This window comes from Leptospira montravelensis, from assembly GCF_004770045.1.
Taxonomy (GTDB): domain Bacteria; phylum Spirochaetota; class Leptospiria; order Leptospirales; family Leptospiraceae; genus Leptospira_A; species Leptospira_A montravelensis.
The window spans coordinates 186,836-207,410 of sequence record NZ_RQFO01000009.1 but is presented as its reverse complement, the minus strand read 5'-3'; the positions used below and the strand labels follow the sequence as shown (position 1 = coordinate 207,410).

Here is a 20,575-nt window from a genome sequence, read left to right as displayed (position 1 = left end):
AGACCGATCCAGATCTGAGAATCAGACCGCGTAACCGAGAATTCCCTTAAATAGGAAATAATAATAAATCACAGGAACTGTAAATAAAAGTGCATCGGCCAAATCCAAAACCCCGCCGTGACCAGGAATCAAACTTCCGGAATCTTTGATTTTGGCATCTCGTTTCATTGCAGACTCAGCCAAATCACCCATCACGGAAATGATAGAAACGACAAAGGCAACAATAATGGATTCAATCACTCCAATCGGTAACTTCACGCCACTAAAATGTTCCCAAGTAAAATTGAGAATTTGGACACCGAGTACAGCAGTGATATTTCCTGTGACATAGCCTTCCCAAGTTTTTTTAGGAGAGATCTTGAGGCCCGCAGGATGTTTTCCAAACCAACGACCGCCAAAATAAGCACCGGCATCACTCATAAAAGTAATCACAGATACAAGAAAGATATAATAAGCACCAAAAGGAAAAGCAAGTAAGAGTAAAAAATGCCCGATGGGAATTGCTAAATAGATTGGCCCAAGAATGGTGGCACTTGCAGAAAACAAAGCACCATCTAACGGGCGTTTTAGAATTTGCAAAATCCAAACAGTGAGAGATAGAGCTATGAGTAAAAACGGAATCGGATGGAATCCTTCTCGAAGGATCTTAGACAATTCTAAAACAAAAGCAGGAGGAGTGACTTGAAACTGAAGGCCTAAAAACTGAATGTAGTATACAGTAAAAATCAAAAGGGAAAAGATAAGGCCAGTTCCAAAAAAAGGTTTGGAATCTTCTCTTCTGCAAAATGCATACAATTCTTTTAAACCCAAGTAGATGGTAATACAACCAAAGGCATAAAATTCCAAATAGTAAAAGGAACTATGGAAAATCATAAACACATATACAAAAGTGAGTACGATTGCAGATAGAATACGGAGTGTTGTCTCACTCATAACAAACCACCAAATTTACGTTTTCGGGAATCAAAAAAAAGAAGGGCTTCCTCCAAAGAGGTTCTTCCAAAGTCCGGCCAAAGTGTATTTGTAAAATACATTTCAGCATAAGCACTCTGCCACAAAAGAAAATTGGATATCCTTTGTTCTCCCGCAGTTCTGATCAATAAATCTACCGGCGGCAAAGGGAATGTATACAAATATTTTTCAAATTCTTTGGGACCAATCGGTTTGTCCAAAGTCTCTTTTTTGGACTTACGCACAGCCATGATCCTTGAAAAATTGCTGAGGATTTCTTCATGGCCACCATAGTTCAAACAAAAGTTGGCAGTCAGTTTTTTGTTCTTTTTTGTGACTGCCATTGCATGATCTATCTTTGATAAAACTGTTTTGGAAAGTTTGTTCCTTGCCCCACTGTGGTGGATGCGAATTCCTTTTTGATGGATAGTATCGAGGCGAGTTTCAATAAACTCAACTAACAAACCAAAGATGGCCTGGATTTCCGTGATGGGGCGTTTCCAATTTTCTGTAGAAAATGCATAAAGGGAAACTGCGGGGATTTTGTATTCCAAGGCCACATCCAAAAGGCGATCAATTGCGTTTGCCCCTTCTCTATGGCCTTCGGTTCTTTTTTTCCCTTGGCTTTCGGCCCACCTTCCATTTCCGTCCATAATGACAGCAATGTGAGCAGGGATTGAATTCAACTTCATAGGAAATTAAAGAGTGGTGATCTCTTTTTCTTTTTCCTTTTCTAAATCTCCCAATTTAGCAATATAAGAATCCGTAATTTTTTGGATTTTATCTTGGTGGCCTTTGAGTTCATCTTGGGACATTTCTGCCTGGTGTTTTTTTAATTCATCATTGGCATCACGGCGAATATTACGAATGGCAACTTTTTTTTCTTCGGCCTTTTGTTTGACCACTTTTGCCAATTCTTTTCGTCTTTCCCCTGTTAGCTCCGGAATATTAATACGAATGCTTGTTCCATCATTGTTAGGTGTGAGCCCAAGACTTGCAGCAAAAATTGCTTTTTCAATGTCTTTCAACATTCCTTTTTCAAAAGGAGTGATGAGAATCATACGAGGTTCTGGACAAGCAATTTTACCCAACTGGTTTAAAGGAGTGAGTGTCCCGTAATAGTCCACTCTTACATCTTCGACCATCATCGGACTTGCTTTTCCCGTACGAATTGTACCGAAGTCTTTTTTCAAAGCTTCAACAGTTTTGTCCATTTTGGACTGCATAGATTTTATAATTTCATCTACCATCTAAAATCACTTCCTCTGAATTGGAGATCAGCGTACCAATTGGCTCTCCATCGATTAATTTTCTTAAATTTCCTGCTTTAAAAATATCAAACACGATGATGGGCATATTATTGTCCATACAGAGACTAAGGGCAGTTGAATCCATTACCTTTAATCGGTGTTTGATGGATTCCATAAAAGATACTTCTAAGTAACGTTTTGCACTTGGATCTTTTTTTGGATCTGCAGTGTACACTCCGTCCACTTTTGTGGCTTTCAGGATGACTTCACATCCCACTTCTACCGCACGAAGGGAAGCAGTAGTGTCCGTTGTAAAATACGGATTCCCTGTCCCACCGGCAAATATAATCACACGATTTTTTTCTAAATGGCGAACGGCACGTCTACGGATATAAGGTTCTGCCACCGATTTCATTTCAATCGCGGATAGAACTCGAGTAAACATCCCTTGTTTTTCGCAAGCATCTTGTAAGGCGAGACCATTCATGATGGTACCAAGCATACCCATATAATCGGCAGTGGCACGGTCCATTCCAGACTTTGCTAAGGTTTCGCCGCGGATCATATTTCCACCGCCCACAACCACAGCAACTTCCAGACCTAAGTCATGAACTTCTTTGATTTGTCCGGCAAGTGAGAATGTTTTGTTGGTATCAATACCAAGTTCACCCTCACCGGCGAGTGCCTCGCCGGAGATTTTAATTAGGATACGTTTGAAACGAGGACTAGTTCCCACCTACTTGGAACCTCGAGAACCTACCAACAGTAATGTTCTCTCCAAACTTCGCAATGGCTTCTTGAAGAAGGTCATTGATGGTTTTGGAGTTGTCGCGAATCGATTTTTGGTGGATGAGACAAATCTCTTCGAAGTATTTTTTCATTTTACCAGGAAGGATTTTTTCGATTTGGTCTGCTTTTTTGCCTTCTTTTTCAAGAAGTGCTTTTTGCACACTCATCTCATTGTCAATTTCTGACTGAGGAATGGATTCCTCGTTCACATAAAGTGGGTTCATCGCAGTGATTTGCAAAGCAATCTCTTTTCCAAGAGCTTCAAACGCTTCATTGTTTGCCACGAAGTCAGTTTCACAATTGAGTTCTACAAGAACTCCTGTTTTTCCTGTTCCGTGAATGTAAGCGATGACTTTACCTTCACCAGTTTCGCGACCAGCACGTTTCGCTGCTTTCGCTAAACCTTTTTCTCGGAGATATGTAACTGCTTTTTCAATATCGCCACCCTTTTCTTCGAGGGCTTTTTTGCAGTCCATCATCCCCGCGCCAGTACGTTCGCGGAGATCTTTAATTTGTTCGGAGCTAACTGCCATTACTCTTTACCTTCTGCATCTGGTTTCACTTCTGCCGGAGCCTCAGTTGTTGCTGTGGCTGCCGCAGCTTCTGCTGCTTTTTTAGCAGCTTCCGCATCCACAGGGATGTCTTTTGCCACTGGAGGAAGTTCATCGTCCATAATGAATTTTCCAGACTCATCATACTCACCTTGGTATTCAAGAGCAAGTTGTTCTGCGTCCATATCTTCAGCAAAATTAGTTTGGATGACTTCTCCACCTGTTCCTTCGAGTACCGCATTTGCCATAGTATCGAGGAATAAAGAAATCGCACGGATCGCATCATCGTTACCTGGAATTGGGTAATCGATTGGCTCTGGATCACAGTTAGTATCAATCACAGCAAACACTTTCAAACCAAGTTTTTTTGCTTCACTGACTGCAATTTCTTCTTTTTTAGGATCGATTACAAAAAGAATTTCTGGCACAACTGCCATATCTTTAATTCCACCAAGTGTTTGGCGGAGTTTCTCTAACTCACGTTTCAGTGAAAGAGCTTCTTTTTTAGTTCTAGCTTCTTGTTCGAAGGAATTGTTCTCTTCCATTTGCTCTAGTCTTTTCAAACGAGCAATTGACTTTTTCACTGTGTTCCAGTTAGTAAGAAGACCACCTAACCAACGGTTAGAAACATAATACATGTTACATGCTTGTGCTGCTCTTTCGATAGCGCCACGAGCTTGTTTTTTAGTTCCCACAAAAAGAACTTTCTTACCTTGACCGGTAAGTTTTTTCAAAGCATCATAAGCTTCTTTTGTTTTTTGAACTGTTTTTTGAAGGTCAATGATGTGAATTCCATTACGAGCCGTATAAACATAAGGACTCATTTTTGGATTCCAACGACGTGTTTGGTGACCGAAGTGTACGCCTGCTTCTAGCAGACTCTTCATTGAAATTACTGACATAGTTACCCCTTTTTTAGTGCGAGATATCCAGACGCTACAAGACCAACGATACTTGCAGGGGTTAGCTGGAACTCGACTTTAATTATGTAAAGCTCAAGTGATACTGGTGATTCAAACAAATACCGAGAGAGGTAGTTCGTACCAAGAAGTCGGTCAAGGACCACTCCTGCCACAGCTCCCGCCATCAGTCCCAAAAAAAGCACGAGAAGTAAGTTCCCGATTTGGGTTTTGTTCATCCAAAAGCACCTTTATCAAGCTTCCCTGTCAGAATTTGGAATTTAGGCAGATTGTCAAGGGGAAAGGAATCGAAGGGTTTGGAAAAGGATTTCCCCATCGGAATTCCAAGGATGGTTTTTCGGGAATGACCAACATACTTAGGAAAATTCCTTTTTTATGGGGGCGCCTCCGGTCTTAACGAAAGGAAAGGAATCCATCCAAAAATGGACCGGGCCTCATCCGGGGTCCGCTTACGCTCCCGTCTTCCGGGCCTTTCGGCCCTACAGACCAAGCCCTACTGGTCCCTGGCGCAAGGAGATGAATTCATTCGAATCCTTTGGATTTACTCAAATTTGAATTTCCTAAAAGCTGGGTCTGTATTGCTCGATTTACAAAGATGATCGTAAAGAAAATCAAACCTTTCTATTTAATATTTAACAATTGATATGTTTCAGGATCCAAACTGACTAACCTTACCAACATTGTGGCCCTTTTACTCTTTTCTAATTTTCTCATATTCTTTAGATACTGATTTTCAAAAACCAAAACGTTTCTGTTTTTCACTTTCACTTTTGCAAAAAAATCTGTCCTAAAGTTGATAGAAAAAGGTTCTAAGGTTTTTTTTTTTTTGAAATATATTCACCTTGGAATTCGAATACTTTGTTTAAATCATTAGATGAAATTCTTTCGATATTATTTCTTTCGATAGTCCAAGAAACAGAATTTGCTTTATCAAACAGTCTTTCGATGGCAATATTGATTGCATTTTCAAGTTCAGCCTGACGCAAATAAACTACCATTTCTTTGATAATGTGCGCAGCTATATCGTCGGGAACAACCAACTCAATTCCTGTTCCAGTGGTGATTCGAAGTTTCCGATCCTCCGTTGCCAGTAAAACTAAAATCCCATTATTCAAATCCCCACCAATCTTATATTGGTCAAAGGCCGCCACTGAAAAATCTTCGATGGTATGAGGAACTGTGGAATGAACCACCAAAACTCTTATGTCAATATTTAAGTTTTGTTTTAAATTTTTCAAATATTCATTTTTATCTTTGATATAACTTGGATCTAAAGTAGATGTCTTATCTGAAAAAAATATAGTGTCGCCTTCTACTGTCTTTTTTTCGCAAAAAACAAAAACGATAACACAAAAAACATAAATAATAAATTTGATTTTTTGACCCATATCTGCTACTTCATAATGCATTGAATTGTCGCGCTCTTACTTTCCCACCAAATGGCGTTTCCATAAGTAAAGAATGTGAAGGCGAACTGAATAAAACTACATTGAGCAGAATTTAATTTGATCATACATTTCAAAAGCCCTACATTTCAATATGATTGAAGTAAAAAAATGGTAAAAACAGATTCATAGCTCTCTTCATCAAAGATCATTAATTGCTAACATCATTTTCTATTTTACACCTAACCAAGGCAATATAAAATCTAACTTAGTTTGCAAAATCTGTCACCACAGTAGGAGATTTATGGGATACGTAATTTATATAGCAGTGGTTATGTTCCTCGCACCACTTTGTTGTGTTCTAGGAGAAATTTATTTTCGTTCTGGAGTATCAAAAACTTTCGATATCACCTGGAAATGGCTAATTTTCTGGGCCATTGGAATCAGACTTTTCAGTGCAGGAATCAGCCAAGTATCAAATCCAACGTTTACAGCCGGAATTTTACAATTACCTGAATCGGCTCATATCATTATCAGAGAGCTTGGATTTGCAAATTTACTGATGGGAGGGCTCGCCGTTCTGTCGTTAGTTTTTCCTTCCTTGCGAATCGCAGCAACAATGGGAGGACTTTATTTAGGAGCCGCCGGAATCCTCCATATCATTCGTGGACTGGATCATGTAAATTTTAAGGAAGCCACTGCTTTGATCTCTGATATATGGGCATTTATCATTGTATTAGGTTTTTACTTGTATAATTTCATTCCTTACCTTAGAGAAAAAACTTAGATTAAGTGCTGATATACAAAACAAAAATCAAACTCTGTAATAGCAGAACAAAACAATTGTTATTTTTTAATGGAACTGAATCAATACAATAAAAAAGGATTGATTCAGTCAGAAAGTAAACATAGATTCAGATATAAAATGAAATGGAATACCATCTTATTTCTGTTATGCTTTCATAACTGCATATTCGGCCCTAGTTTTCATGGATTCGGGAATATAAGTTCTGCAGGTCACCGAAACCGAGTCTACTATGATGAAAAAACAGGAAACTTTGAAACGATTGCCAATTTCAGAGGGAACATTGTCAAACTAGGTACAGTTGTTCCAGAACAAACAAAAAATTTAGATCCCAAACTAAAGAAAAAAAGAATCTGCGAAACAACAGATACAGATTTAGTTAAAATTTTTGATTTAATTGATGAGAATACAATTGTATCAGTTTACGAATCTTCTGGATTTATATGCATCGAATATTATTAATCCTGTTTATTTGTTTTTCTGTCGGCTGTACAAACCACAGATCCTATAGGCAAATCACTTTTGAGAAAAAAGATTACCATACAAACAAACGCCTACCATTCATTGGAACTACTTGTTCCCCTGGACTCCTTTTCCCAAACGACCAGCTTAATCATTACTCACTGATCCAAATTTGGGAAGATGGAGAATTTAGAATTTCCAACTTATCGAGAGAACCATTTGATGCAATTGAAGATTTAAGAATTTACCATTCACCTGACTACATCTGGATGTTTTTATTTATACCATTTTTTAGCAAGTATGATTGTAACCAATACCACATCACAGGATATCTTCTCTATCTTGATGAAACATCAAAACAAAAGTTAAATACCAAAATCCAAATAGAGAAAACAAAAAAGATACCAGACCTTCCAATGATGGTAGTTAGAGAATACCTTTTGATGGATTCAGACACTCTTTCACAAAAAAAAGATAAACAAAGAGAAATAGAAAGTTTGACCAAAGCAAAAAATCGCAGAGAAACTTTTCAACTTCCTAAAATTTGGGATCCAAAACCCAAATCAGAAATTGTTAATTTGACTAACGAAAAACTGATCGATTACTGTTTAGAATTTCCTTATGAATGTGTGACAGATTCCAATTACTTGGTCGAAATTCGAAATAGAAACCAAAAGAGTCTAAAAGAGAATCCTAACACTTCCAATTTTTCCCCTTCTCTTTCATCTAAAATACAAAACACCTCCAATCAAATTTATTTCGGATGTTACTGTCGAAAAAATCCAGACCTATCCATTTACAGTAATTGTCCCATTGATCAATTTGGTTTGGATTCAATTTGTAAAAATAAAAACGATTGTTTAGAAAAAACAGGTGATGAAAATAAACAACTTTGTCACAAAAAGTTCAAAGAAGATTTATCCAATCTTATGAAAATAAAAGAGTCAAAAGACACAATCCACAAAGAAAAAGATAATTTCGACAGAATGATTTTTTATACAAAAAAATTATGGGCCCTTGAGATTTTAAAGGAACTAAACGAATGAACGTAAAAGAACACTATGCAAATCATTTGGGTAATTTTTTATATATGGATGATTGGAGATTAAAAAAATGAACATTTGAACTACAAAACAGTCTAAATAGTTTATACAACTCGATTCAACAATACAACATTAATATATAATAACATACCAACTGTTGTAACTTTTTCATATAAATCCCTTGCAATGATCTTTCTATATGTTTTCATAGTAGCATGAGACTGATCCTTGTATCAAACAGGTTGCCAGTCCAGTGGGATGGTACTCCCAATGTGGGTGGTCTTGCAACCGGACTTTCCAGCTTTCTTTCACACTGGAAATCATTAGGGAATGAAGTGGTTTGGGTGGGCTGGCCAGGAAAGTCCATTCCCGAAAAAGAACAAAAGTCATACGCTAAAAAAATGAGGGAAGAACATGGGACCATTCCTGTTTTCTTAAAACAAAAATTAGCTGACTCTTTTTACAATGGATTTTGTAACAAAACTCTTTGGCCCCTATTTCATTATTTTACAGCTCATTGCGAATATTCAGACACTACCTTCGATTCATACGAAGAAGCAAACATTGAATTTGCAAAAACTGTAGAAGCTATTTACGAACCTGGGGACTGGGTATGGGTTCATGATTATCATTTATTTTTACTTCCAGGAATATTAAGAAATTTATTCCCAAACATAACACTTTCTTTTTTCCTACACATCCCCTTCCCAACATTTGAAATTTTTCGATTGTTGCCAGAACGGTTTCGGACAAAAATTCTTACTGGAGTTTTAGGTGCCGATCTCATCGGATTTCATACCCAAAGTTATACCCAATATTTTCTTAGATCTTTATTAAGATGTTTGGGAATAGAAAATGAACGTGGAATCATTTATTACAAAAATCACCTAACAAAAACTGGTGCCTACCCAATGGGCATCAACGTTGAAAACTTTATCAAATATTCAAATTCAAAAGAATGTGATACCATCGCAAATGAAATCAACAAAAACCATAAAAATCTGAAACAAATCCTATCAGTCGATCGACTCGATTATACAAAAGGAGTATTACAAAGATTAAACGCATTTGAACTTTTTTTAAAAAAGAATCCTAACTGGCTAAAAAAATGTAAATTTGTTCTAGTTTTAGTACCTTCGAGAACGGACGTTTCCTCATACCAATCGATGAAAAAAGCCATCGACGAAAAGGTAGGAGCCATCAATGGATCCTTTGGCACATTAGATTGGACTCCCATTTTATACCAATACAAAGGTTTCCCTTTCGAAGAATTAGTCCCTTTATACAAAAACACACATGTTATGTTAGTTACTCCTTTCCGCGATGGAATGAATCTAGTCGCCAAAGAATTTTTGGTTTCGCAAAACGGTGGTATGTTGGTTCTAAGTGAGATGGCCGGGGCTTCCGCTGAACTTCCAGAAGCAATCTTAGTAAATCCCAATGACCTTAACGGAATGGCAAATGCAATTCGAGAAGCCATTGAAATGGAAGAAAAAGAAATCCACCTACGAAACCAAATTATGATCAATCGTTTATCTGAAAATTCAGTAATGGAATGGGCGAAAAAGATTTTTACTGATACCGAAGAACACGCAAAGAAAAATTTAACCTTCCAGACAAAATCAATTTCACCATCTTCGCACCTTCTTCTACCAATCAACAATCATCCAATTTTTATTATATTTGATTACGATGGGACCCTTGTTCCTTTCGAATCCCTACCACACTTAGCCGTTCCTAAAAAAGAATTATTGGAATCTCTCGAAACTTTACTAAAAATACCGACCATCTCGCTTGCCATCATCAGCGGAAGAGATAGAAAATTTTTAGAAACACATTTCCAAAGCCTGCCAATTCACCTAGTAGCAGAACATGGAGCATGGCATAGGGCACCTTATGGAGAAAAGTGGAATTCTCTTTTTACTTCCAATTTAGATTGGAAAGAACAAATCAAAAGCCATTTAGATGAATTTACAAAAAGAGTTCCTGGATCCTTCACTGAAGAAAAGGAATTCTCTCTTGTATGGCATTTCCGAAATGCAGATCCCGATATAGGTTTAAATGCAGCAAGAGAAATGTTAGATGAGTTATCTCAAATATCTTCCAATACGGGTTTCTTTGTCCAAAGAGGTAACAAAATCATTGAGGTCCGTGAATACGGAACTGGCAAAGGAAAAGCCGCAAAACAAATCTTACCAAATGCAGAGTTAAACGTTTTTGTTTTTGGTGATGACACAACCGATGAAGATATGTTCCGCGAGTTACCCGACTCAGCAATTTCGGTGAAAATTGGAAAATCAGAAACCATTGCCAAATACAGATTCAATCAACCATCAGAAGTTCAGATCTGGATTCACAATTTAATTTCTCACTTAACAAGGAATACGAATGAAAAATCATAAATACAATTCTGGAATTATCGGTAACGGAAGTTATATCGCTCATATTAACACAAAAGCGGAAATAGTTTGGCTCTGCTGGCCGAACTTTGATAGTTCTCCCATATTTGGTTCCTTATTGGACAAAAATTGCGGATATTTTTCGATACTTCCTGATTCGAATATCATTTCTACCTCACAAGTTTATTTGGAAAATACGAATATTTTAAGAACCGAAATTGTCACAGAAACTGGATCGTTTGCCGTCCTCGACTTTGCGCCTAGATATTATCAAAATGGCATCCTTCACAGCAAAAGAAATTTATACAGAAAAATCATTCCGCTTACGGGCGATGTAAAAGTAAAATTCCAATTAAACTTAACATACAGCTATGGGAAAGAAAATTTAAAACCAAGAGTTAATTCGGAGGGAATCTTATACCAAACAAATGATTTTCAAGTACATCTCACATCCAATGTATCTCTCAATCAAATTTTAAAAGAAAACTATTTTTTATTAAACCAAAACATCTACTTAGCATTATTTGAATCAATTCCCACAGATATTTTGTTAGGTGATTTTATTGAATCAGAATTCAATAAAACAAAATACTACTGGCAAAATTGGGTAAAACATTGTTCCATTCCTATTTTTGCACAAAAACAACAAATTCGTTCAGCTCTTTGTTTAAAACTTCATCAATTCCAAGAAACGGGAGCGATCATTGCCTCCTCCACTACCAGTTTACCGGAAGCACCCTTTGCTGGCCGAAATTGGGATTACCGTTTTTGTTGGTTACGTGATGGATTTTATACATTATTAGCTCTCACTAACTTAGGTCAGTTTGAAGAATTAGAAATGTATTCTCAATACATTAGCAATTTAACACCTACAGCGGAAGGAAGATACCAACCACTATACAGTATTTTTGGAGAAAACCTATTAGAAGAACAAATTTTAGAATTGGAAGGTTATTTGGGAAATAAACCAGTAAGAATTGGAAATTCGGCTTATACACATAAACAAAATGATGCCTATGGTCAAATTTTATTGTCACTCTTACCTTTATACATAGACGAGCGTATTCCAGAAAAAAATAGATTTCATAATTTAGGATTAGTAAAAAATATTTTAGAGCAAATTGAATTAACAATGGAGGAACCTGACGCAGGACTTTGGGAATTTCGAAATTTTTCGCAAAAACATTGTTATACGTATTTATTTCATTGGATTGGAGCAAAAGCCGCTAAAGAAATCTCTTTAAAATCAGGGAGACCTGATCTAATTGAAAAATCTGAAATCCTATTGGAACAGGCTGCGACAAATATAGAAAAATGTTACGACAAAGAACTCGGTTGTTACACGCAAGCCCAAGGGAGAAAAGATTTAGATGCCAGTTTATTACAACTCATAACCCTCGGATATTTAGATCCAAAATCAGAAAAGGCAAAATCTCATATCGCAGCCATTGAAAAAACCTTAAAAACTGAAAACGGTTTTATGTACAGATACCTTCACCAAGATGACTTTGGCAAACCAGAAACAACATTTTTAGTTTGTACTTTTTGGTATATAGAAGCTCTAGCATGTATGAGCAGACTAGAGGAAGCTATACAACTTTTTGATTTTGTTTGTGAACATGCAAATCATGTTGGGCTCTTTAGTGAAGATATTGAATCAAAATCGGGAAACCAATGGGGAAATTTCCCCCAGACCTATAGCCATGTAGGATTAGTGAACGCAGCAAGGAAAATTTCACAGAAAAAATCTGAAACTTTGTTTTGGTAATCAATCTTTGACTTCCTATCTATTTTCGGAATAAATGGATATCGCAAAATGGACAATTGTTTCAACAAAGCTTAACTTTCTAACAAGAAATCCCTTTTTCATCCTGAGTCTTTTTTTCTATTTGCCAACCTAACAAACACTCGAAATAAAAGTAAAATGCTAAAAAGACCTGGAAATACGTTTATCGTCACAATAGCAATTTCTTTACTATTACTTCTCATCCAATTTTTGATCCGAGTCGATAGTTATTTTCTTTCGGATCCTTTGGTAAAAATGATCCAAACCATATCTCTTTGGAAACAAGGATGGGCAACCGAAAGCATTCTTTATCCCGCAAAAGAAATGGACCCGGATTTTCTTTTAAGTCCACTCAACGAAGGATTCGTTTTTTTAAATAATAATAGGTTGATTGGGCAATATCCGATCGCACTTACCTTCCTCTATTCCTTGTTTGGATTTTTACCTTTTTCCATTCTACCCTATTTCAATATTATATTCTTGTTCATTTTTTTAAGACTACTTGTAAAAAATTCAATTCAAATTCCGACCCTCATTCTTGTATCCCTAGGAACAGTCGTTTTTCCCCTGTTAATCGACTTTTCCGAAAATGGTCCATTTATCCTACTTACAGGTTATGGATATATTTTTTTAATGAAGGCATTTTTAACTGATAAAAAACAAGATTGGATATTAGGAAATTTATTTTTAGGAATTTCTTTATGGTTTCGACTAGAAGGTGTCTTATTTTTTATATCGATACAAATTTCAATTGGTTTCATTCAAGTTTTTATAAAAAAAGAATCGATTTTACAAAACCTAAACCCAGTTCGGTTTCTATTATTTGCAGTTATCTTATCTTTATTCCTGCTTTGGAACACATATAGTTATTCACATCCATTAGGTACAAGACATCTTACAAATTTTGGGAACTTTGATAGAACCATTTTTGATCAAATAAAAATTTTCCTATCAATGGTTTTTACCTATCCTAGACCTAATGGTTGGTCATTAGGTTTTTTTCTACAAAGCCCTATTTTTATTTATAGTATCCTAAAACTTAGTAAAGTTCAAATAATAAAAGACAAAACTCTTTTGTTCCACCTTCTTATCGTTATATTTTACTTTCTCATTGCCGGACTAACATCACCTAACGATGGAATCACGCTAACAGGAAGGTATTTAGTAGTTACCATATTTCCGCTTACCTTTATTCTCAACGACCAAATGAATGAGTTAAAGAAAAACAAATGGATTCTGTATCCAATTTATACATGGATGTTTTTATTTTCCTTTCTGGTCATTGCGATTTTTTATTTTTCAAGTATTGAACTTAAAAAGTTACGTACAGAATTAAAAACTTTCAACTCAAGTTTATTTGTTACAACAAACGAGTTACTTTCAGGTGGATTTGGATTAGAACTCATCGATAAAAAAGTAATTTGTATTCGGAGAGATGATTTATTAGATTATTTTTCCACAAACCTTAACAAAACATCTCCCAAAGAATTTACGATTTTAACCATTGGAAAAGAAACCAACACCAATAAAGAGGAAAGAAATCGATTTGCCTCCTTAATCGTTAGTTCAGAACAATTAGGATACAATTGTTCCAAAGAAGAACATACTGCACGAATTTTAGGAAGAACCTGTATTAGAACCAACCAGAAGTGATACTATATAAACTCATTCCTCACAAGTTTGAGTTTTTTCATTAAAAATAGGATTCTTTTTCTTAAACTTCGTAGGTTGTGATCGATTTTTTTTAGAAAACTTTCCGAAAGTAAAATCTTCTTTTGGATAATTCCAAACTCAACTTTAGATTCCCATAAAGATTGATCATTGCGGCAACCTGTAAATAAATGAAAATATACAAAACTAAAACAAATAAAATTGCAAAAAATTGAATTGAAATCATTTGTTTGATTCTATATTTTCGGTGCACCATGCAGAACTTTCTACTCAGTTTACTCCCTTGGACAAAAAGGGAATGGTCAGATTTTTTGGCAGACTTATCTCCCCTACTTGGTTTATTTATTTTTGCCTCCGAACCTAGAAACATTATGATCGCTCTTTATCCTGAACTGTATTTTGTTTTTGGGTATGGAATGCTTAGGTTGATCACTACGGCATTGTACGCGGCAATCCAACAAAGTAAAGAAATGGGTTTGCAAGATTTGAACATCCCAGAACCAATCATTGGAAAAATATTTTATTTTATCTTTGTACCATTCTTTGCTGCGATCCTAATCAGTGCATTGATCTGCATTATAATGTTACTAGTTGGTTTTAATTTTTTCTTCTATATGATGATTGAATTATTTCTCAGTGTAGCAACGACAGGTGGATTAGAAGTTAACTTTATTTTTTTAAACATCTACAATTCTCTCGAACCAAAAGAACAATATTATATTTTGGGAATCTTTTTATTTACTCTCTATCGATATCTGCCAAAAGTTTTTGAATTTTTCAAAACTAAACCATATAAAAATTATAAAGACTCTTGGGCTTGGATTGCTTTAGGTACTCCGGAAATTCCTAAACACAATCAATTCCAACGAATGACAAATGCCTTTAGAACTATGGTTGGTAAAGAAAACAATCCATCCGATATTTGGGAATATACTCCTGCATTTTACATTGGATTTTTATTTTTTTACTTTGGTGTTCTTATTTTAATGATCAAATTTCCACTTTTTGGCCCCATCATCACACTTGTGATCAAAGCCTTTGTAGAAATGTATTTTTTTCGACTCCACAAAGAAGCGCAAGGGATCGCAGCGTAAATCCTTTGCTAAGCAAAGATTGGAGCGTAGAGCCCGGTCGCACTGGTGCGATGCGCCCTAAAAAAATAGCAAAAACGGACAGATAAACCCACCCTATCGCCTTTATACTTTAGTTAATACTAAAGGAGAAAACATGGCATTCCAACAAATTCAAACGGGTATAATTACTGAAAAAATTAATGAAACAAAAACTTTTTATGAAAAATGGTTAGGGTTACAAATAAAATTCGAATCCGATTGGATTGTATTGTTATCTTTACCTAACAAACCAGAAGTAGAGTTAGCAATTATGAAACCTAACCAAAAGCAGGTGAGAAAATCATATTTCCAAAATTCTTATCAAGGAAAAGGAGTTTGGTTTATTTTCGAATCGACAGATGTAAAAAGGGAATTTGAAACCATGAAACAAAACAAGGCACCAATCGATCTTCCACTGACTACAGAGGAATGGGGAGATATTCATTTTACTTTAGTGGATCCCAATGGAATTGGAATTGATATTGTGCAGGAACGAAGTTCACCTTAAAATAGAGAAGACAAATTTAGGAACCTTTCTTACCTTTCTTTTATTTAGAAAGGTTCCCCACTTGCCGAAGAAACCCAACCTCTATCCTGTTTGGAACAAAATGGAAAGCCAACTCGAGGATACAATTGGTCTAAACCAAATTGCTTTTTTTACAGGTTATAGCGATTGGCATTTCCATCGTTTGTTTAAATCCATACAAGGTGAAAATGTAAAACAATACATACGCAGATTACGGTTGGAAAAAGCTGCTTATGAATTGAAAATAACTAATTTTCCCATTTTAGAAATTGCCATCGAGGCCGGTTTTTCCTCTCACGAATCTTTTTCAAAGGCCTTCAAACGTGTGATTGGTTCCACACCTTCCGAGTTTCGCAATCAATTCCAAAAGAAAAAAAATTCTTCCAATAAAAACTACCAAAAGATTCCCGAGGGAATCAGCAAATTTGGATTTCAAATCAAAACTATTGAAGCATTTAACATTGTTTATGTGCGTCATATAGGAAGTTATGAAGAACTACCAGGGCCACTTCCAAAAAGTAAAGAAGTAATATCCATTCAATCTTTAATGAAACATTGGGATTTATTAAATTCGAATCATAAATGGATTGGAATTAGCCAAGATGATCCAGACATTTCACCCCAAGGAAAAATTCGATTTGATATTGGAATCACAGTCGGTTCTTTACGTAAACCACTTCCTGAAGGATTCGGAATCCAAACGATACCTCAAGGAAAGTATTTACAAATTCGCTACCAAGGTTGTTATCAAAACTTACCCCAAATTTACCATTGGATATTGAATGAGTATGTGAAAACTACACCTTTAGTATTAAAAAACCAACCACCTTGGGAATGTTATTTGAACCCACTAGAAATTCGAGAAAATAAACGCATTACAGATATCTACATTCCCATTCGCTAATGGATTCGGAAGTTCCCAAAGTTGGTTAAAACCAATAGTTTACCAAAAGAAGAGTTTTCTATTTTTTAGATGCTGCCACAAAAGATGCACTATCCTCATAAAAATGGTAAGAAAGTATTTTACCATCTTTGATTTGTGCTTTCAGGGCCCATTCACTTTCAAAGGGTTTGCCTGTTTGTTTCAAAATATGCAAAAAACTTCCACTCGCGAACACCCATTCCTTTTTACCTACGATTTGGTCTACTTGGAATTTTTTGGTGTCTAATTGACTTCCCATGTTTTTCAAAAATTCCTCTGCTCCCGTTATCCCTGTATAGGTTCCATATAACTGGTTTTCAGATCGATTTTCATTGCGAACGGCTGTAATCGTAGTTTGAGGGTGGAATAAGTTTAATACACCTGCAGCATTTCCTTTCCCAAATTCATTAAAAAAAGTTTCCAAAACTTTTTCACCAGAAGGAGAGGCGGATTTTGCAAAAAATCCCACGCTTCCAAACAACAAAGTAACTAACACTAAAATCGGTTTCATGTAATTCTCCTTTAATATCGATACCAATAGTATCGATATTCGATACCATCCGTATCGAAATAAAGTTGACAGTCAAGGTTTTTTTGAATTATTTTGATGAATGGCTATAAAAAAGAAAATGGCACAAAAATCGGCAGGTCGTCCCAGGTCAGAAGATTTAGAACCTTTGGTCTTAAAAACTACTTATGAAATGTTAGCTAAAAGAGGTTACCACGGTTTTTCTATTGATGATATCGTATTAGAAACGGGAGTCGCCAAAACCACAATTTACAGACGTTGGCCAAACAAAGCACATTTAGCGATGAGCACGGTGACTCATTTGATCTCACCTTATTTGGAATTTCCAAAAGATGTTCCTTTCGAAAAAGCCCTACTCGACCAAATGGAGGCTCTCTCCGGTGTGTTCACAGGAAAATTTGGAAGGGTAATATCTTCTTTAATTGGCGCAGGGCAACAAGATTCGGAACTAGCAGATTCCATTTTGGCAAACTATTTACTTCCGAGAAGAGATGCTGCTAAACAATTTTTTTTTCACGCAATGGAAACAAAACAAATAAAACCACTTACTGATACGGAAGTGAATACATGTATGGATATTTTATATGGAACTTTATACTTTCGATTGTTACTCAAACATGAAAAACCGCAATTTTTAGATCTTAGGCCTTGGTTAGAAAGGTTTTTAAAAACTTTGAAGAAATAAAAAACAAAGTTTTCAGTTGGTCAGTGAAAAAATTTGAAGCAAGTATTCTCTGGAATTACGAGTTTTTTTATTTTAGAATTTAAATTTTGCTTTTTCCATTTTTGATCCTTGGTATGTTCATTGGACATGAAACACTTATCAAAACTATGGGTCTTAATTTTTTTTGTATTTGAGTCCTGCGTCATTTTCCAAGCCACTCGAGTGCCATCGAACAACCTAAAGGCGACAATCACTAAAACCTCTGCCAAAACCCCGAAAATTGTTTTTTTGGGAGACAGCATCACTCATGGTCGGGTTAGTTATGATTATGTAGACTCTATCGCCAAACACCCATCCCTAAACAATACTTTAGTTATCAATGAAGGCATTAACGGCCGCCTGACTTTGCAAATAATAGAACAATTAAATGATCTAAAAGAACTTAATCCCGATATTGTATTCCTCCTTATAGGCACGAATGATTTAATGGCATCACTATCTGCAGATGAATACAAACGTTATGAAAGTCTTTGGAATTTAAAGGAACCTGTTACGGAAGAAAGTTTTAGTAATCACTTAAGAACTATCATTAAGACAATAAAAACAGATACAAAAGCAAAAATAATCGTTTTTTCTCTGCCAGTATTAGGTGAAGACCCAAACTCCATCCCATTTCAAAAATCCAAAAGGTTTGCAGAACTCACCAAAAACATTGTGAACCAAGAAAAAGCAATTTACAAACCATTACATGAAACTCTTTCCAAAGGTTTTGAGGAAACAAAACTCAAAGATCGAAAACCATACATCCAAAGTACTTGGGGAATGTATTGGGCAATTTTAAAATACTACTCAACCACTGCTTCTTGGAATGACATAGGTGACTCCAATGGATATTATTATCTAACCGATGCGATTCACTTAAACGAACGTGGAGGAAAAATATTAGAAGGTATGGCTTTGGAAGAAATTATTTCTAAAGAACCTAGATAGATTCAAATTGATACTCAATCTCTTTGTAATGGAAACGGACAATTCGCTTTAAAACGAAGCAATCATTATAGGTATCTACAGATCCAATAGAAATATAGATTTTTAATCGTCAGAGAAGGTATACATTACGTAACAGTATAACTGACAGGTAGTCGATTAGAACATCGGATCGGAAAAATGGTTACCTTATGAGGAGACTAGGAAATGTCCGCAGAAACAAACGAAATTTATCAATTTGAAAGAAACCTATTTCGAAAAGGAATATCACTCATTGTGTACACAAAGTACGGACTGAGTGCTGTATTCCTTTTAGGAGTCGCCGCCAATTATGCCACAAAAAGTTTTATTCCTAACTTCATTGGTTCACTTGTTTTTTTGTTAAATGGAATCATTCCTGGACTCTATTTAAGAAAGGGAAAGGAAATTACCAAAACTTGGGCAAATACTATAATTTTTATCGATTTATTGATTATCGTAAGTTTTTTCTATCTAGATATCTATAACAACTCTACGAAGGGAGACGCTAGTAATACATTAAGCACTGGAATTTTCTATATTATCTTTGTATTTATTGCAATTTATTCTAGTTTTCTATTTGAAACAAAATTGGTTTTATCAGTGGGACTAATTGCCACCTGTCTGTATTTAGGTGGTATTTTTTTATCACTAAAACTTGGTTCAGTAACTGTACCGAAGCCCTATCCAGATATGTTAAGAGCAAATCATATCATAGTTACCACAGAAGTACAAAAGGTCATATTTTACTTCGGAGTCATTTTTAGTTTACGTTATGTAGTTGCGTTAATGAGAGAGATGCAAAACGACTTAAAAACAAAATTAAGGGAAACTCTAGAAAAACAAAATTTTATCACTAACAAATCGGTCCAATTGGAAAAATCAGCAAACACATTGGCAACTTCCGTAGAAACTTTACAATCCATGTCAGATGAACTTCATAACCAATCACAAAACCAAGCAGCCTCTGTGGAAGAAATTTCCGCTTCCGTAGAAGAACTTTCGTCTTCTGCTATCAGTTCTGCAAATTTGGTGGAAGACCAAGTCGCAAGAGTGAAAATTGTGGACCATAATTTTTTGTCTCTCCAAAATATCAGTGTTAATGTAAAAACAAAAACCACTCAAATTGCAAAAGATGTAAGTTTATCTGCGGATTTTAGTAAAAAAGTAAAAACATCTTCTGAAGAATTGAATAGTATTTATTCGGAACTCAACCAGGCCTTTTCCAAAGTAGAAGAAATCAATCAAATGATGTCTGAAATTGCAGATCAAACCAACTTACTTGCGTTAAATGCATCGATCGAAGCAGCTAGAGCAGGTGAACATGGCCGTGGATTTGCGGTAGTCGCTCAAGAGGTAGCAAAACTTGCAGAACGATCCCAATCCAATGCAGGCACCATAGCAAAAATTGTAAAGGATGCAGGTCTTAAAATCAATGAAGGCACCCGGTATTCGAAAGAAGTAAAATCTCAAGTAGAAAGCCAAAACCAAGAATTAATCCGCATAGAAGGAGAAATTTTGGGTTTAGAAGGTCATGTCACAGACCAAGAAAATTTAAATGCTAAACTCAGAGTCACCTTTTCTGAATTACATGTTTTATCAGAACAAATTGGTGTGATCGCGCAGGAACAAATGTCAGGTAGTAAGGAAATCACTCGTGCCATCACGACTATCGATGAAACAACTCAAAAACTTGCAGATTCTGTCCAACTCCTTTACGAAGAAATTAACGCCATCCACACGCAAGCCAAACATCTAACGACGAACTAAGGGATTTCCCTTTGACTGAAACCAAACTTTGAAAT

21 protein-coding genes are annotated in these 20,575 nt (G+C 35.8%); 12 read left to right on the top strand and 9 right to left on the bottom strand.

Features of this window, described 5'->3' with window-relative positions:
• Positions 1-21 precede the first annotated feature (21 nt).
• From EHQ31_RS07510 to EHQ31_RS07475, 8 genes are all read right to left on the bottom strand, one after another.
• Positions 22-933 (bottom strand): phosphatidate cytidylyltransferase, encoded by a 912-nt coding sequence (locus EHQ31_RS07510; protein WP_135574762.1) that lies wholly within the window; start codon positions 931-933, stop codon positions 22-24.
• Entirely contained in the window at positions 930-1,643 is a 714-nt protein-coding gene (locus EHQ31_RS07505; RefSeq protein ID WP_135574764.1) for an isoprenyl transferase, read from the bottom strand. Before EHQ31_RS07505 ends, EHQ31_RS07510 begins: the two co-directional genes overlap by 4 nt.
• A gap of 6 nt (positions 1,644-1,649) precedes the next feature.
• The gene (gene frr, locus EHQ31_RS07500; protein WP_135574765.1) at positions 1,650-2,201 is read right to left on the bottom strand and encodes a ribosome recycling factor; all 552 of its coding nucleotides are present in this window, start codon (positions 2,199-2,201) and stop codon (positions 1,650-1,652) included.
• A complete protein-coding gene (gene pyrH / locus EHQ31_RS07495; protein ID WP_135574766.1) occupies positions 2,191-2,937 on the bottom strand; it encodes a UMP kinase in 747 nt (248 codons plus the stop codon). Before pyrH ends, frr begins: the two co-directional genes overlap by 11 nt.
• Positions 2,927-3,523 (bottom strand): translation elongation factor Ts, encoded by a 597-nt coding sequence (gene tsf, locus EHQ31_RS07490; protein WP_004787415.1) that lies wholly within the window; start codon positions 3,521-3,523, stop codon positions 2,927-2,929. The genes pyrH and tsf overlap by 11 nt, the downstream gene beginning before the upstream one ends.
• Positions 3,523-4,443, bottom strand: a complete 921-nt coding sequence (rpsB, locus tag EHQ31_RS07485; protein ID WP_135574767.1) for a 30S ribosomal protein S2 — start codon at positions 4,441-4,443, stop codon at positions 3,523-3,525. The genes tsf and rpsB overlap by 1 nt, the downstream gene beginning before the upstream one ends.
• 2 nt (positions 4,444-4,445) lie before the next feature.
• Positions 4,446-4,679, bottom strand: a complete 234-nt coding sequence (locus EHQ31_RS07480; RefSeq protein ID WP_135574768.1) for a hypothetical protein — start codon at positions 4,677-4,679, stop codon at positions 4,446-4,448.
• A gap of 591 nt (positions 4,680-5,270) precedes the next feature.
• Entirely contained in the window at positions 5,271-5,870 is a 600-nt protein-coding gene (locus EHQ31_RS07475) for a TPM domain-containing protein (RefSeq protein WP_135574769.1), read from the bottom strand.
• A gap of 280 nt (positions 5,871-6,150) precedes the next feature.
• On the opposite strand from EHQ31_RS07475, the gene EHQ31_RS07470 reads away from it, so the two are divergent.
• From EHQ31_RS07470 to EHQ31_RS07430, 9 genes are all read left to right on the top strand, one after another.
• Positions 6,151-6,633, top strand: coding sequence for a DUF6790 family protein (locus EHQ31_RS07470; RefSeq protein WP_135574770.1), 483 nt, complete (start codon positions 6,151-6,153; stop codon positions 6,631-6,633).
• 138 nt (positions 6,634-6,771) lie between these two features.
• Entirely contained in the window at positions 6,772-7,113 is a 342-nt protein-coding gene (locus EHQ31_RS07465; protein ID WP_135574771.1) for a hypothetical protein, read from the top strand.
• Complete coding sequence (locus tag EHQ31_RS07460) at positions 7,095-8,159, top strand: hypothetical protein (protein WP_135574772.1); 1,065 nt, start codon at positions 7,095-7,097, stop codon at positions 8,157-8,159. The genes EHQ31_RS07465 and EHQ31_RS07460 overlap by 19 nt, the downstream gene beginning before the upstream one ends.
• Before the next feature lie 212 nt (positions 8,160-8,371).
• Entirely contained in the window at positions 8,372-10,558 is a 2,187-nt protein-coding gene (locus EHQ31_RS07455) for a bifunctional alpha,alpha-trehalose-phosphate synthase (UDP-forming)/trehalose-phosphatase (RefSeq protein ID WP_135574773.1), read from the top strand.
• Entirely contained in the window at positions 10,545-12,323 is a 1,779-nt protein-coding gene (locus EHQ31_RS07450; protein ID WP_135574774.1) for a glycoside hydrolase family 15 protein, read from the top strand. Before EHQ31_RS07455 ends, EHQ31_RS07450 begins: the two co-directional genes overlap by 14 nt.
• A 156-nt stretch (positions 12,324-12,479) precedes the next feature.
• A complete protein-coding gene (locus EHQ31_RS07445) occupies positions 12,480-13,994 on the top strand; it encodes an LA_3751/LA_3752 family putative glycosyltransferase (RefSeq protein WP_135574775.1) in 1,515 nt (504 codons plus the stop codon).
• Positions 13,995-14,266: 272 nt separating this feature from the next.
• Entirely contained in the window at positions 14,267-15,106 is an 840-nt protein-coding gene (locus tag EHQ31_RS07440; protein WP_135574776.1) for a hypothetical protein, read from the top strand.
• Positions 15,107-15,239: 133 nt separating this feature from the next.
• Positions 15,240-15,632, top strand: coding sequence for a VOC family protein (locus EHQ31_RS07435; RefSeq protein ID WP_135574777.1), 393 nt, complete (start codon positions 15,240-15,242; stop codon positions 15,630-15,632).
• Between the two features lie 100 nt (positions 15,633-15,732).
• Positions 15,733-16,554, top strand: a complete 822-nt coding sequence (locus EHQ31_RS07430; protein WP_135574778.1) for an AraC family transcriptional regulator — start codon at positions 15,733-15,735, stop codon at positions 16,552-16,554.
• 58 nt (positions 16,555-16,612) lie between these two features.
• Here the strand turns inward: EHQ31_RS07430 and EHQ31_RS07425 are convergent, their stop codons facing one another.
• Positions 16,613-17,083 carry a nuclear transport factor 2 family protein gene (locus EHQ31_RS07425; RefSeq protein WP_135574779.1) on the bottom strand — a complete coding sequence of 157 codons (471 nt, stop codon included), beginning with the start codon at positions 17,081-17,083 and terminating at the stop codon, positions 16,613-16,615.
• Positions 17,084-17,201: 118 nt separating this feature from the next.
• Between EHQ31_RS07425 and EHQ31_RS07420 the strand changes: the two genes are divergently transcribed.
• From EHQ31_RS07420 to EHQ31_RS07410, 3 genes are all read left to right on the top strand, one after another.
• Positions 17,202-17,786 carry a TetR/AcrR family transcriptional regulator gene (locus EHQ31_RS07420; RefSeq protein WP_244247305.1) on the top strand — a complete coding sequence of 195 codons (585 nt, stop codon included), beginning with the start codon at positions 17,202-17,204 and terminating at the stop codon, positions 17,784-17,786.
• 126 nt (positions 17,787-17,912) lie between these two features.
• Complete coding sequence (locus EHQ31_RS07415) at positions 17,913-18,755, top strand: SGNH/GDSL hydrolase family protein (RefSeq protein ID WP_135574781.1); 843 nt, start codon at positions 17,913-17,915, stop codon at positions 18,753-18,755.
• A 204-nt stretch (positions 18,756-18,959) separates the two neighbouring features.
• Positions 18,960-20,540, top strand: coding sequence for a methyl-accepting chemotaxis protein (locus EHQ31_RS07410; RefSeq protein WP_135574782.1), 1,581 nt, complete (start codon positions 18,960-18,962; stop codon positions 20,538-20,540).
• Positions 20,541-20,575 lie beyond the last annotated feature (35 nt).